We start from the raw sequence: 14919 nt of genomic DNA, 5'->3' as shown, positions 1-14919 counted from the left end.
ATTAGCGCCTTCCACGGGGTGAAGTATTGGCAGTCCACGAGAACGTGGATTCTTTATCTGGTTTATAAGCCTGCGCTTTTTTGAGTTTGCGGGCTTTCTTCGCTTCGACTTCACGCTCGGCCATCAGCTTGTCGATGTACTCTTTTTTCACCTGATTGGTTTCAGCGTTTGTCAGAGTACGACCATGTGCAATCCGTGCGCGATCGAGCAGGGTTTTCAGCTCGCGCTGCTCGCTTTCCGTCATGTCTTTCTGGGTCAATCTCGGTGTGGACATACCTGAAGCCTCTTGAGAGTAGAGGCTTCAGTGTAAAGCAAGCCGCGGTTTGCGCGAAGTGAATTAGTTTTCTTTCACCACTTCTTTTTTCGGCTGCGCTTCAATCGGTTTTCCTGACCAGTAGCCCGCCAGCAGCGAGCCGGACAGGTTATGCCAGACCGAGAACAGTGCGCCAGGCAGCGCCGCGAGCGGAGAGAAGTAGATCTTACCGAGCGCCGCCGCGAGGCCGGAGTTCTGCATTCCCACTTCGATCGCCAGCGTGCGGCAGGTCGATTCATCAAAACCAAACAGCTTCCCGCCCCAGTAACCGCCCAGCAGCCCGATAGTGTTATGCAGAATCACCGCGATGATCACCACAAAACCTACCGACGCAATGTGCGATGCCGACCCGGCAACCACGGCGCTGATGATCGCCAGGATGCAGACCATTGAAAACGCGGGCAGGTAAGGCTCCACGGCTTTCACCACGCGCGGGAACAGGTGATGAATCACCAGACCGAGCGCAATCGGAATCACCACGATTTGCAGGATCGACAGCAGCATCCCCATCACATCCACCTGAATATGGGCATCCACGTACAGACGCGTCAGCAGCGGCGTGGCGATCACCCCCACCAGCGTTGAGACCGACGAGATGGTCACCGACAGCGCCACGTCGCCCTTCGCCAGATAGATCATCACATTCGACGCCGTACCGCTGGCGACGCTGCCCACCAGCACCATTCCGGCAGATAAATCCGGCGGCATTTTGAAGGCCATCGCCAGCAGCCAGGCGGCGAGCGGCATCACCAGATAGTGCAGGAAAATCCCCGCCGCGACCGGAGCAGGGCGTGACAGCACGCGCTTAAAATCGTCGATTTTCAGATGCACGCCCATGCCGAGCATGATCAGCATCAGCAGCGTCGTGACCCACGGGCCGACGGGGGTGAATGTTGAGGGCGTGTAATAAGCGAGAACAGAGAGCAGCAGCGCCCATAGCGGGAACAGCCGCGTGATTGCGGATAACATAGTGAATTCCTTGCAGTATTGTCGTTGTGTTATTTAGTTATAAAAAAGCCGGGTTCGAGCCCGGCTATTGGTATTGTTTATCGTGCTAAGGAATTTTATTCAAACAAATTATGGTGAAGTTTCTGCACGACCTGCTCGGCTTCGTGGCCCGGGACCAGGAAACAGAGGTTGTAGCTGGAGGCGCCGTAGCAAATCATGCGGATGTTGAACGGATCCAGTACGCCAAAGACCTCTTTGCCCACGCCGCAGGCGCGTGACAGCTGGTTGCCGATAATCGCCACCAGGGCCAGATTCTCTTCGACTTCAACGCGGCACAGGGCAGACAACTCCATCAGCAGGGATTGCGTCAGCAGGGTATCGCCCGTCGACGTCGAGCCGGTGGTGTCCAGCGTCAGCGCAATGCTCACTTCAGAGGTGGTGATCAGATCCACTGAGATATTGTGGCGCGCCAGAATCCCGAACACTTCCGCGAGGAAACCGCGGGAGTGCAGCATGTTCAGGCTGTGCAGGGTGACCAGCGTCTGCTTGCGACGCAGGGCCAGAGCGCGGAACAGCGGTGGATTTTCGGTGCTTTTGCACACCAGCGTCCCGCCTGCTTTTGGATCTTTGCTCGAGCCGACAAAGACCGGAATATCGCTGCGAACCGCAGGCAGCAGAGTCGCCGGATGCAGCACTTTCGCACCGAAGGTCGCCATTTCGGCAGCCTCTTCAAAGGCGATCACATCAATGCGTTTTGCGGCAGGCACCACGCGCGGATCGGTGGTGTAGATGCCAGGGACGTCGGTCCAGATATCCACACGGGTGGCATACAGCGCTTCGCCCAGCAGGGCCGCGGTGTAGTCGCTGCCGCCGCGGCCGAGGGTGGTGGTGCGGCCTTTGGCTTCGCTACCGATAAAGCCCTGAGTGATGACAATTCCTTCGGCCAGGCGCGGGGCCAGCTGTTGTTTCGACAGCTCGGAAAGGGTCGCCACGTCCGGTTCGGCGCGGCCAAAGCGGTCGCTGGTGCGCATGATTTTACGCACGTCAAACCACTGCGCCAGCACGTCGCGCTCACGCAGGATCTCAACGAACAGCAGGGTGGACATCAGCTCGCCGTGGCTCACCAGTTCGTCGGTCAGCGCGGTGGAAGTTGCCAGAGAGGCCGCTTCCGCCAGGGTGGTGATATTTTCCAGCAGGCGTTCAACTTCCTCGCGAATCACCTGAGGGTTCTTCATGCGCTCGAGGATATCGAACTGAATTTTGCGCAGCGCGTCGAGCTTCACAAAGCGCTCGGTCGCTTCCAGTCCTTCTGACAGGGCCACCAGCAGATTGGTCACGCCAGCCGAGGCAGAAAGCACCACCAGGCGGGTCGTCGGATCGGCCAGCACCACGTCGGCGCTGCGGTTCATGGCGTCGTAATCGGCCACACTGGTACCGCCAAATTTGGCGACAACAAAACTCGTCATAACATCCTCGTGTCAGGGAAAGAATAAAGCGACCTTGGCACAAGAACGAAACGATGACAGGTGCAGGCGCAAATACCGCCCTATAAATAAAATGCGGGGGGAGTCCTGTCAACGCTGGGATTATGCGGATTTTTCATGGGGGGGTACCCCTCAGTAACAGGACTAATAACAAGCCATTATTTTATCCCTCGTTTTACGGCGATCTGAAGGACATTCCACCGCGATAGGGCTGGCTGTAGCGACTATACTTTTGGGACTTTTCACGCCCGTTTGATGCAGACCAGGGCAATGGCATAAAAACCATCACAATTTCTGCGCGCAGGCGCTACAATCGACCGCAGTCACAATTCTCAAATCACAAGAGTATTGCTAATGAAAAACATCAATCCAACGCAGACTTCTGCCTGGCAGGCACTACAAAAACACTTCGACGAAATGAAAGACGTCACCATCGCGGACCTGTTCGCGAAAGACGGCGACCGTTTCAGCAAATTCTCCGCCACCTTCGACGATCAGATGCTGGTGGACTTCTCCAAAAACCGCATCACCGAAGAGACGCTGGCAAAACTGCAGGATCTGGCGAAAGAGACCGATCTGGCAGGGGCCATCAAGTCCATGTTCTCTGGCGAGAAGATCAACCGCACCGAAGACCGCGCTGTCCTGCATGTCGCGCTGCGCAACCGTAGCAATACTCCGATTATCGTTGACGGCAAAGATGTGATGCCGGAAGTGAACGCGGTGCTCGAGAAGATGAAAACCTTCTCCGAAGCCATTATCTCCGGCAGTTGGAAAGGCTACACCGGTAAAGCGATCACCGACGTCGTGAACATCGGTATCGGCGGCTCTGACCTCGGCCCGTTCATGGTGACCGAAGCGCTGCGCCCGTACAAAAACCATCTGAACATGCACTTCGTTTCCAATGTCGATGGCACCCACATCGCCGAAGTGCTGAAAAAAGTGAACCCGGAAACCACCCTGTTCCTGGTTGCCTCTAAAACCTTCACCACGCAAGAGACCATGACCAACGCCCACAGCGCGCGCGACTGGTTCCTGGCAACGGCGGGCGATAACCAACACGTCGCCAAACACTTCGCGGCGCTCTCCACTAACGGTAAAGCCGTGGGCGAGTTCGGCATCGATACCGCGAACATGTTCGAGTTCTGGGACTGGGTCGGCGGCCGTTACTCCCTGTGGTCAGCGATTGGTCTGTCGATCATCCTGTCCGTAGGTTACGACAACTTCGTTGAGCTGCTCTCCGGCGCGCACGCGATGGACAAGCACTTCTCCACCACTCCGGCTGAAAAAAACCTGCCGGTGCTGCTGGCGCTGATCGGTATCTGGTACAACAACTTCTTCGGCGCAGAAACCGAAGCCATCCTGCCGTACGACCAGTACATGCACCGCTTCGCGGCGTACTTCCAGCAGGGCAACATGGAATCCAACGGCAAATACGTTGACCGTAACGGCAACGTCGTGGATTACCAGACCGGTCCAATCATCTGGGGCGAGCCGGGCACTAACGGTCAGCACGCGTTCTATCAGCTGATTCACCAGGGCACCAAAATGGTCCCATGTGATTTCATCGCGCCGGCGCAGACCCACAACGCGCTGTCCGACCACCATCAGAAACTGCTGTCTAACTTCTTCGCGCAGACCGAAGCGCTGGCGTTTGGTAAAGCCCGCGACGTGGTTGAGCAGGAATATCGTGACCAGGGTAAAGATCCGGCCACGCTGGACCACGTAGTGCCGTTCAAAGTCTTCGAAGGCAACCGCCCAACCAACTCCATCCTGCTGCGCGAAATCACGCCGTTCAGCCTGGGTGCGTTGATTGCCCTGTACGAGCACAAAATCTTCACTCAGGGCGCGATCCTGAATATCTTCACCTTCGATCAGTGGGGCGTAGAGTTGGGCAAACAGCTGGCGAACCGCATTCTGCCAGAGCTGGGTGATGACAAAGATATTAACAGCCATGACAGTTCAACGAATGGTCTGATTAATCGCTATAAATCCTGGCGTGGATAATTAATATTCCCTGAACAATGCCGGCGAAATGCCGGCATTTTTTTATCGGATAATTCCGGTTGTCCGTTACCTGGCGCAAATTTCTATTCTGAGGTTAATCCGAAAAGGCCAATTACCCTGTTAATGACTAAGGGTTATTTTAGGAAAATACGGAGCCTTGCTGATATTTTATTATATTATAACTCGTTGAATTTATACGTCTTAATTAATATTTTTCCTCCTCTGATATTTCCTTTCATCCATTTATCCTAAAACCGTCCCGCTATTTCCCCGCACGGCAATCCGTCTGCTTTAGTTGTGTATACTCGAATCCGCCTGAATTTCTTTTCGGGCAAATCTCCATTCATTCATTGAAGGGAAATTGTTATGAAGAAAGTACTGTATGGCATTTTTGCCATATCTGCGCTTGCGGCGACGTCTGTCTATGCGGCTCCGGTTCAGGTCGGGGAAGCAGCAGGCTCGGCAGCGACGTCTGCGTCAGCGGGGAGTTCTACCGCGACCGCGACCAGCACCGTAGGCTCGGCCGTGGGTGTCGCTCTGGCGGCAACCGGTGGCGGTGATGGCTCCAATACCGGAACCACGACCACCACGACAACAAGCACTCAGTAATCACGGGTGTATTACCATAACCACACTTCGGTGTGGTTATTTCACCCCTTCGGAGAAGAGTCGTGAAGCGACCTGCAATCATTCTGCTTTGCCTGCTGTTGCAGGCGTGCTCAGCCACCACCAAAGGGCTGGGAAACTCACTGTGGGACAGCCTGTTCGGCACGCCGGGCGTGCATCTGACGGATGACGATATCCAGAATATGCCCTACGCCAGCCAGTACATGCAGTTAAACGAGGGGCCGCAGCTGTTTGTGGTGCTCGCTTTCGCCGAAAACGGGCAGCAGAAATGGGTGACGCAGGATCAGGCCACCATCGTGACGCAGCACGGGCGTATCGTGAAAACCCTGCTCGGCGGCGACAACCTGCTGGAGGTGAACAACCTCGCGCAAGACCCGCTGATCAAACCGAATCAAATCGTCGACGGCGCAAGCTGGACGCGCACCATGGGCTGGACGGAGCACAAGCAGGTGCGCTACGCCACCGCGCGATCAGTTTTCCGCTGGGATGGTACCGACACCGTCACCGTGGGCAGCGACCAGACTCAGGTTCGTATCCTCGACGAAGAGGTCACGACCGACCAGGCAAGCTGGCATAACCGTTTTTGGGTGGATGACGAAGGGCAAATTCGTCAGTCCCTGCAATACCTTGGCGCGAACTTCTTCCCGGTGAAAGCCACCCTGATTAAGGCGGCGAAACCATGAAAATTATCACTTCAGCCGCACTCCTTCTGACGCTTACAGCGCCGATTGCCTGGTCGGCGGGGACCGTGAAGGTCTACACCCCAGGGAGTCACGAGCCGAAAACCCTGTCCAACGCCGAACACCTGATCGATCTGGTCGGGCAGCCGCGTCTGGCGGAGAGCTGGTGGCCGGGGGCAGTGATTAGCGAGCGTCAGGCAAGCGTCGTGGCCGAACAGAAACACAAGGCGCTGCTGGCCCGGTTGACGGGTCTGGCAGAGCAGGAAACGGGCGATACGGCAGCGGCGATCAACGCCGTGCGCCAGCAGCTTCAGGCGATACAGGTCACGGGACGCCAGCTGGTGGATCTCGACCCGGACAAAGTACGCGTGGCCGAGAAGGGCAATCCGCGGCTTCAAGGGGAGTACAGCCTGTGGATCACGCCGCAACCGACCACCGTCACGGTGATGGGTCTGGTCAGCCATCCGGGGAAAAAGCCATTTACGCCGGGGCGCGATTTGGCGAGTTATCTCGACGACCAAAGCCTGCTGGACGGCGCCGATCGCAGCTATGCGTGGGTGGTCTATCCCGATGGCCGCACGCAAAAGGCCCCGGTGGCGTACTGGAATAAACGCCATATCGAGCCGATGCCGGGCAGCGTGATTTTTGTCGGCTTTGCCGATCACTTCTGGACGAAGGCGTATGACGGGCTGAACTCCGACATCCTTCACTCCCTGACGCATCGGATACCGGATTAATGAAAAGAACTTATCTCTACAGCCTGCTGGCGCTTTGCGTCAGCGCCGCCTGCCACGCCGAAACCTTTCCCGCGCCCGTTGGGCCGTCGCAGTCAGACTTCGGCGGCGTCGGGCTGATGCAAACCCCCACGGCACGCATGGCGCGCGAGGGGGAAATCAGCCTGAACTACCGCGATAACGATCAGTACCGGTACTACTCCGCCTCGGTACAGCTCTTCCCGTGGCTCGAAACCACTCTGCGCTATACCGATGTGCGCACCAAACAGTACAGCAGCGTTGAGGCGTTTTCGGGCGATCAGACTTACAAAGACAAAGCCTTCGACGTCAAACTGCGCTTATGGGAAGAGAGCTACTGGATGCCGCAGGTCTCCGTCGGGGCGCGCGATATCGGCGGGACCGGCCTGTTTGATGCGGAATACATCGTCGCCAACAAAGCCTGGGGGCCGTTCGACTTTTCTCTTGGGATGGGCTGGGGCTATCTCGGCACCAGCGGCAACGTGAAAAACCCGTTCTGCTCCTACAGCGACAAATATTGCTACCGCGATAACAGCTACCAGAAAGCCGGTTCGGTCAACGGCGACCAGATGTTCCACGGCCCGGCCTCGCTGTTTGGCGGCGTGGAATACCAGACGCCGTGGCAACCGCTGCGCCTGAAGCTGGAGTACGAAGGCAACAACTACACGCAAGATTTTGCGGGTAAGCTCGAACAGAAGAGCAAGTTTAACGTCGGCGCCATTTACCGCGTCACCGATTGGGCCGACGTTAACCTCAGCTACGAGCGCGGGAACACCTTTATGTTTGGTGTCACCCTGCGCACCAACTTTAACGATATGCGTCCGTCCTATAACGACAATTCGCGCCCGGCGTATCGACCGCAGCCGCAGGATGCGATCCTGCAGCACTCGGTGGTGGCGAATCAGCTGACGTTACTGAAATACAACGCGGGTCTCGCCGATCCGAAGATCCAGACCAAAGGTGACACGCTGTATGTCACGGGCGAGCAGGTGAAATACCGCGATTCCCACGAAGGGATCGAACGGGCCAATCGGATCGTGATGAACGATCTGCCGGATGGGATCCGCACGATCCGCGTGACGGAAAACCGTCTGAACATGCCGCAGGTGACCACGGAAACGGATGTCGCCAGCCTGAAACGTCACCTCGAAGGCGAACCGCTGGGGCACGAAACGGAGCTGGTGCAAAAACGCATCGAACCGGTGGTGCTGGAAACCACCGAGCAGGGCTGGTATATCGACAAATCGCGCTTCGATTTCCATATCGATCCGATCCTGAACCAGTCCGTCGGCGGCCCGGAAAACTTTTACATGTATCAGCTGGGCGTGATGGCGACGGCGGATCTGTGGATGACGGATCACCTTCTGACCACCGGCAGCGTGTTTGGCAACCTCGCCAATAACTACGACAAATTCAACTACACCAACCCGCCGAGCGACTCGAAGCTGCCGCGCGTGCGTACCCGCGTGCGTGAATATGTGCAAAACGATGTGTATGTGAATAACCTGCAGGCCAACTATTTCCAGTACCTCGGCAACGGCTTCTACGGCCAGGTTTACGGCGGCTATCTGGAGACTATGTACGGCGGCGCGGGGGCGGAAGTGTTGTATCGTCCGGTCGACAGCAACTGGGCGTTCGGCCTGGATGCGAACTATGTGAAACAGCGTGACTGGCGTAGCGCGCAGGACATGATGAAGTTCACCGATTACAGCGTGAAGACCGGCCATCTGACCGCCTACTGGACGCCGTCGTTTGCCCAGGACGTGCTGGTGAAAGCCAGCGTCGGGCAGTATCTGGCGGGCGATAAGGGCGGTACGCTGGAGATCGCCAAACGCTTCGACAGCGGCGTGGTGGTGGGGGGTTACGCGACCATCACCAACGTGTCGCCGGACGAGTACGGGGAAGGGGATTTCACCAAAGGGGTGTACGTCTCGATTCCGCTGGATCTCTTCTCGTCAGGTCCGACCCGCAGCCGCGCGGCGATCGGCTGGACGCCGCTGACGCGCGACGGTGGCCAGCAGCTTGGACGTAAATTCCAGCTGTACGACATGACCAGCGACCGGTCGGTTAACTTCCGCTAAGGCTGTTTTGCCGGATGGCGCTGCGCTTATCCGGCCTACGATCACTGTTTTGCCGGATGACGCTGCGCTTATCCGGCCTACGGGAATGTAGGCCCGGTAAGCGAAGCGCCACCGGGCGATTGTTCTGGTTTGCACAAAACATAAACAAAAAATATAGATCTCCGTCACATTTTTGCGTTATACAGGTACTTCGCTCCAGAGAATGAGGTGCTGTATGACATCCCTGACTCGCCCGCGCGTTGAGTTTATCTCAATGGTCCTCCAGACCGTGCTGAGCCTCGGTCTGTTGAGCCTTGGCCTGATACTGGTGGTCTTTCTCGGCAAAGAGACGGTACATCTGGCGGATGTGCTGTTCGCCCCTGAACAAACCAGCAAATATGAGCTGGTCGAAGGACTGGTGGTCTACTTTCTCTACTTCGAATTTATCGCCCTGATTGTGAAGTACTTTCAGTCTGGCTTTCACTTCCCGCTGCGTTACTTTGTCTATATCGGCATTACCGCGATTGTGCGGCTGATCATCGTCGATCATAAGTCTCCTCTCGACGTGCTGATCTACTCGGCGGCGATCCTGCTGTTGGTGATTACCCTCTGGCTGTGCAACTCTAAACGGCTGAAACGCGAATAAAAAAATGGCGCTCCGGGGAGCGCCAAACAACAGTCACAAGTTAGGGTCAATACATTACGTCAAAGTTGAGGGTTGCAGTGGCATAACACGATGAAACTTAACCTTTTACACCGCCCGCCGTGAGGCCGTTGACCAGCCAACGTTGAGCCAGCAGGAACACCACGGTGATCGGGATAGCAGAGAGTACAGCGGCTGCGGCAAAGTCGCCCCACAGGTAGTTTTGCGGGTTGAGATATTGCTGCATACCCACGGCCAGCGTGTAGCTATTCACATCACGCAGCAGCAGCGATGCGACCGGGACTTCGGTAATGGCCGCGATGAACGACAGAATAAACACCACCGCCAGAATCGGCACCGACAGCGGCAACAGCACCAGGCGGAAGGCCTGCCACGGCGTGGCCCCATCCAGCGCCGCCGCTTCTTCCAGCGACCCGTCGATGGTTTCGAAATAGCCCTTAATTGTCCAGACGTGCAGCGCGATCCCGCCCATGTAGGCGAAAATCACCCCGCCGTGGGTGTTCAGACCGATAAACGGCACGTACTGACCGAGACGGTCAAACAACGCGTACAACGCCACCAGGGACAGTACTGCCGGGAACATCTGGAAAATCAGCATGCTTTTCAGCAGCGTCGCCTTGCCCGGGAAACGCATACGGGCAAAGGCGTAAGCACAGGTGGTGGAGAGCGCCACAATCCCGATGGCGGTAATGCCGGCCACTTTAATTGAGTTCCACAGCCACAGCAGCACCGGGAACGGCGGCGGCGTCACGCGACCGTCGGCGTGTTCAACGCTAAAGCCCAGCGCCAGCTTCCAGTGCTCCCAGGAGATCTGGTCCGGGATCAGGCTGCCCGTCGCGAAGTTCCCTTCGCGCAGGGAGATGGCGATCACCATCAGCAGCGGGAACATGATGGCGGCGATAAAAATCAACAGCCCTAAGTGCGTCACCAGGAGGCGCAGTTTCTGAGATTTGGGTTGTACCATAGCCATAGTGAGTGCCCTCCTTAGTCAAATTTCATTCGTGTGGCTTTCAGGTTCACAATCGCCAGCGCGCCGACCAGCAGGAAGATCAGGGTGGCAATTGCGGCCGCCAGCCCGAAGTCCTGACCGCCGCCGCCTTCGAAGGCGATGCGATAGGTGTAGCTCACTAACAGGTCTGTATAACCGGCGGGCGTGGTGGTGCCGAGGCGGTCCGGGCTGCCGTTGGTCAGCAGCTGAATCAGTACGAAGTTGTTAAAGTTAAAGGCGAAGCTGGCAATCATCAGCGGCGTCAGCGGCTTGATCAGAAGCGGAAGCGTAATCTTAAAGAAGTTCTGGAACGGACCTGCGCCGTCCATCGCCGAGGCTTCGTACAGATCGTCCGGAATCGCTTTCAGCAGGCCCATGCACAGGATCATCATGTACGGATACCCGAGCCAGGTGTTGACGATGATAATCATGCTGCGGGCGGTGGTCGGGTCGCTGAACCAGGCCGGTTTGATGCCAAACAACGCGCCGAGCATCATGTTGATTTCACCGAAGCTCTGGTTGAACAACCCTTTGAAAATCAGAATCGAGATAAACGACGGCACGGCGTAGGGCAGGATCAGCAGCACGCGGTAGATGGCTTTGCCCTTGAGGGATTCCCACTGCACCACGCACGCCAGCACCATGCCGACCGCGACGGTTAAAATCACCGTCAGCACCGAGAAGACCACCGTCCAGACGAAGATCGCGAAGAACGGTTTCTGAATCCCTTCGTCGGTGAAGACGCGGGTGAAGTTATCCCAGCCAATAGTGACCGTGTAGCCTGGGCTGAGTTTGTCATCGCCCCATTTGCCGTCGGCGTTGATGGACTGGTAGAAACCGATCTCGTTGTTTGGACGATACTTCACGCCGCTCTGATTGTTGGTCAGCGTGCCGTCATCGGCTTTGGTGTAGAGCGGCTGCGTGCCGGAGAACTGGCGCAGGGAGCTCATGATCACTTTGCTTTCGTCCGGCAGGATCGCCGTCAGCTGGGTCAGCGCCTGGCGGTTCTGGGTGATGATACGCAGATTCGCGCGCTCGCCTTCCGGCAGGGCGCTTGCTTCTTTCAGAGTCAGCTTCTGCTCGCCGCCAAATTTGAAGGCGTCGGAGAGATAATTTTTACCGGTCCCTTCATCGGTCAGGGCCAGTTTCCACTCGTCACCCGCCGGGTATAAACCAAAGTTAAAGGTTTTACCGGCCTGATAAGAACGGTCCATCAACACCTGTTCGGCGCGTTCCTGCGCGAGCTGGTTGGTGCTGCTGTAGTTGGTAAAGGCGATTGCGATAGTACAGATCAGCGGGAACAAGACGAACAGTCCCATCCCGGCCACGCCCGGATAGACATAGCGCCAGGCATAGGCTTTACGATTGGCGAAAATATACAGGCCAACTGAGCTCAAAATCAGCGTCATGATGGCGAACAGGTACTCCCCCTGCACATACATTAAAACAACAAGGTATCCCACCAGTAAGCCCAGCAGACCTATCACTGACCATTTCAGCGTGTCGCTTTGCCACCAGTGTTTCTTTTTAATGATATCCATGGGGAATCTTCCTCAACAGCGGTGAAAACTTATTGTCAGGTGGCGCTACGCTGACCTGACCTACGGTTTGAGCCGTAGTGGTAGGGCGGGATCGCTGCGCGTCACCCGCCATATTGCTTACTTCGTAATACGACCTTGCGCGTCTTTCAGTGCAGCATCGACAGTCTGACGACCGCTTGCTGCGTTGATCACCGCCGTACGAGTGGCATACCAGAACGCCGCCATTTGCGGGATGTTCGGCATGATTTCGCCTTTCTGGGCGTTATCCATGGTGGCCGCAATGCGTGGGTCTTTCGCCAGCGTATCCTGGAAGGATTTCAGCGCGACGGCACCCAGCGGTTTGTCCTTGTTCACTTCATCCAGACCCTGGTCAGTCAGGAGGTAGTTTTCGAGGAACTCTTTCGCCAGCTCTTTGTTCGGGCTGGCGGCGTTGATACCTGCGCTCAGCACGCCAACGAACGGTTTAGACGGCTTGCCTTTGAAGGTTGGCAGCAGGGTCACGCCGTAGTTGATTTTGCTCTTATCGATGTTAGACCAGGCCCACGGACCGTTGATGGTCATCGCGGTTTCGCCTTTGTTGAACGCCGCTTCCGCGATGGAGTAATCGGTATCCGCGTTCATGTGTTTGTTCTTGATGAGATCAACCAGGAAGCCCAGGCCCGCTTTCGCGCCAGCGCTGTCCACGCCCACATCTTTCACGTCGTATTTGCCGTTTTCAAACTTGAAGGCATACCCGCCGTCGGCAGCGATCAGCGGCCAGGTGAAGTACGGTTCTTGCAGGTTGAACATCAGCGCGCTCTTACCTTTCGCCTTCAGCTCTTTATCCAGAGCCGGGATCTCTTCCCAGGATTTTGGCGGGTTCGGTACGAGGTCTTTGTTGTAAATCAGAGACAGGGCTTCAACGGCCACCGGATAGGCGATCAGCTTACCGTTGTAACGCACGGCGTCCCAGGTGAACGGGAACAGTTTGTCCTGGAATGCTTTATCCGGGGAGACTTCCGCCAGCAGGCCAGATTGCGCGTATCCGCCGAAACGGTCATGCGCCCAGAAGATGATGTCCGGGCCATCGCCCGTTGCCGCGACCTGAGGGAATTTCTCTTCCAGTTTGTCAGGGTGTTCAACGGTGACTTTGATGCCGGTGTCTTTTTCGAATTTCTTACCCACTTCGGCCAGGCCGTTATAGCCTTTGTCGCCGTTAATCCAGATAACCAGCTTACCTTCTTCAATTTTGGCGAGAGCCGGTGCGGAAATCATCATTGCTGCCAGGGCGGACAATGCGAAAACGCGTGCGCCAGTCTTGATCTTCATATCTGCCATCCTTTTTGGTGATGTGCTCGTGGATATTGAGGTGGTTCAACGTGACTCAGTTTCCTTATATGACATCCTCTTTCCATCCTCCTTGGGTCTACGCCCCACCCCCGCGTTGTGTGATCTGCGTTGCATAAATTTAAGTTATGAGTCATGGCGCACATAAAAGCCCACTGAATATTGCAGCCTGCATCACGAAATTCCCCAGAGCCCGCCCGGCGCGGTGGCAGAACCGGTTATCTCATCCTCCCGCCTCCTCCCCCATGAAAAAGGCAGGGGGTGGAGGATTTGCAGAAGTTATCGATACCCCATAGTGAACTTATGTTGAATGTTTCTGTCGGTGACAGGTTGTAACGAGGGAGAAGGGCATGGCGAGCGTACAGCTGCGGAATGTAACGAAAGCCTGGGGCGACGTAGTGGTGTCTAAAGACATCAATCTCGACATCCACGAAGGTGAATTCGTGGTGTTTGTGGGCCCATCAGGCTGCGGTAAGTCAACACTGCTGCGTATGATTGCTGGACTTGAAACCATCACCAGTGGCGATCTGTTTATTGGTGAAACCCGCATGAACGATATCCCGCCCGCCGAACGCGGCGTCGGCATGGTGTTCCAGTCTTATGCGCTCTATCCCCATCTCTCCGTCGCCGAAAACATGTCCTTTGGCTTGAAACTGGCCGGGGCGAAAAAAGATGTGATTAATCAGCGCGTCACTCAGGTGGCGGAAGTGCTGCAGCTGGCACACCTGCTGGAGCGTAAACCGAAAGCGCTCTCCGGTGGACAGCGTCAGCGCGTGGCGATTGGCCGTACGCTGGTGGCGGAACCGCGCGTGTTCCTGCTCGATGAACCCCTTTCTAACCTGGACGCCGCCCTGCGCGTTCAGATGCGTATTGAGATCTCCCGTCTGCACAAACGCCTTGGCCGCACGATGGTCTACGTCACCCACGATCAGGTCGAAGCGATGACGCTGGCCGACAAAATCGTGGTGCTGGACGCCGGTCGCGTCGCGCAGGTGGGGAAACCGCTGGAGCTGTATCACTACCCGGCAGACCGCTTCGTTGCGGGCTTTATTGGCTCGCCGAAGATGAACTTCCTGCCGGTGAAAGTGACCGCAACGGCTATCGAACAGGTACAGGTGGAACTGCCGAACCGTCAGCAGATTTGGCTGCCAGTGGACAGCGCTAACGTACAGGTCGGGGCAAACATGTCCCTGGGTATTCGTCCTGAACATTTACTGCCAAGTCAGATCGCCGATGTGACGCTGGAAGGTGAAGTGCAGGTCGTCGAACAACTTGGTCACGAAACACAGATTCATATCCAGATCCCCGCCATCCGTCAGAACCTGGTTTACCGCCAGAACGACGTGGTGTTGGTAGAAGAGGGTGCCACATTCGCTATCGGTTTGCCGCCAGAGCGTTGCCATCTGTTCCGAGAGGATGGCACTGCATGTCGTCGGCTGCATAAAGAGCCAGGCGTTTAAGCATTCCAACAAAACTACACAAAACCATTTGTGCTGCATCGAGGCGGCAAATGAGTGAATCCCCGGGAGCGT

13 protein-coding genes are annotated in these 14919 nt (G+C 56.5%); 7 read left to right on the top strand and 6 right to left on the bottom strand.

Going from position 1 to position 14919, the window contains the following annotated elements:
• Position 1: 1 nt before the first annotated feature.
• From QQF33_RS05935 to lysC, 3 genes are all read right to left on the bottom strand, one after another.
• Positions 2-274, bottom strand: a complete 273-nt coding sequence (locus QQF33_RS05935; protein ID WP_282494849.1) for a DUF3811 domain-containing protein — start codon at positions 272-274, stop codon at positions 2-4.
• Between the two features lie 63 nt (positions 275-337).
• On the bottom strand, positions 338-1282 hold the full coding sequence (gene panS / locus QQF33_RS05930; RefSeq protein ID WP_282494848.1) for a ketopantoate/pantoate/pantothenate transporter PanS: 945 nt from the start codon (positions 1280-1282) through the stop codon (positions 338-340).
• 95 nt (positions 1283-1377) lie between these two features.
• Entirely contained in the window at positions 1378-2727 is a 1350-nt protein-coding gene (gene lysC, locus QQF33_RS05925) for a lysine-sensitive aspartokinase 3 (RefSeq protein WP_282494847.1), read from the bottom strand.
• A gap of 372 nt (positions 2728-3099) precedes the next feature.
• Here lysC and pgi point away from each other — a divergent pair, with 372 nt between their 5' ends.
• The 6 genes from pgi (at position 3100) to psiE (ending at position 9514) form a co-directional block, all read left to right on the top strand.
• Positions 3100-4749, top strand: a complete 1650-nt coding sequence (pgi, locus tag QQF33_RS05920) for a glucose-6-phosphate isomerase (protein ID WP_285157540.1) — start codon at positions 3100-3102, stop codon at positions 4747-4749.
• A gap of 366 nt (positions 4750-5115) precedes the next feature.
• Positions 5116-5358 carry an exopolysaccharide production protein YjbE gene (gene yjbE, locus QQF33_RS05915; RefSeq protein ID WP_095280315.1) on the top strand — a complete coding sequence of 81 codons (243 nt, stop codon included), beginning with the start codon at positions 5116-5118 and terminating at the stop codon, positions 5356-5358.
• Between the two features lie 62 nt (positions 5359-5420).
• Positions 5421-6059 carry a YjbF family lipoprotein gene (locus tag QQF33_RS05910; protein WP_285157539.1) on the top strand — a complete coding sequence of 213 codons (639 nt, stop codon included), beginning with the start codon at positions 5421-5423 and terminating at the stop codon, positions 6057-6059.
• Positions 6056-6793, top strand: coding sequence for a capsule biosynthesis GfcC family protein (locus QQF33_RS05905; RefSeq protein WP_285157538.1), 738 nt, complete (start codon positions 6056-6058; stop codon positions 6791-6793). Before QQF33_RS05910 ends, QQF33_RS05905 begins: the two co-directional genes overlap by 4 nt.
• A complete protein-coding gene (locus tag QQF33_RS05900; protein ID WP_285157537.1) occupies positions 6793-8889 on the top strand; it encodes a YjbH domain-containing protein in 2097 nt (698 codons plus the stop codon). The genes QQF33_RS05905 and QQF33_RS05900 overlap by 1 nt, the downstream gene beginning before the upstream one ends.
• Positions 8890-9103: 214 nt before the next feature.
• Positions 9104-9514, top strand: coding sequence for a phosphate-starvation-inducible protein PsiE (gene psiE, locus QQF33_RS05895; protein ID WP_095280319.1), 411 nt, complete (start codon positions 9104-9106; stop codon positions 9512-9514).
• A gap of 97 nt (positions 9515-9611) precedes the next feature.
• Here psiE and malG read toward each other — a convergent pair whose 3' ends face one another.
• The 3 genes from malG to malE form a co-directional block, all read right to left on the bottom strand.
• Complete coding sequence (gene malG / locus QQF33_RS05890) at positions 9612-10502, bottom strand: maltose ABC transporter permease MalG (protein ID WP_282494842.1); 891 nt, start codon at positions 10500-10502, stop codon at positions 9612-9614.
• Between the two features lie 14 nt (positions 10503-10516).
• Positions 10517-12061, bottom strand: a complete 1545-nt coding sequence (gene malF / locus QQF33_RS05885) for a maltose ABC transporter permease MalF (protein WP_285150608.1) — start codon at positions 12059-12061, stop codon at positions 10517-10519.
• 117 nt (positions 12062-12178) lie between these two features.
• A complete protein-coding gene (malE, locus tag QQF33_RS05880; RefSeq protein ID WP_146052600.1) occupies positions 12179-13369 on the bottom strand; it encodes a maltose/maltodextrin ABC transporter substrate-binding protein MalE in 1191 nt (396 codons plus the stop codon).
• A gap of 368 nt (positions 13370-13737) precedes the next feature.
• Here malE and malK point away from each other — a divergent pair, with 368 nt between their 5' ends.
• Positions 13738-14847, top strand: a complete 1110-nt coding sequence (gene malK / locus QQF33_RS05875) for a maltose/maltodextrin ABC transporter ATP-binding protein MalK (RefSeq protein ID WP_100778069.1) — start codon at positions 13738-13740, stop codon at positions 14845-14847.
• The last annotated feature ends 72 nt before the right edge of the window (positions 14848-14919 follow it).

The organism is Lelliottia wanjuensis, from assembly GCF_030238365.1.
Classification (GTDB): domain Bacteria; phylum Pseudomonadota; class Gammaproteobacteria; order Enterobacterales; family Enterobacteriaceae; genus Enterobacter; species Enterobacter wanjuensis.
The sequence above is the reverse complement of the archived record's forward strand: the minus strand, read 5'-3'. Positions and strand labels throughout refer to the sequence as shown.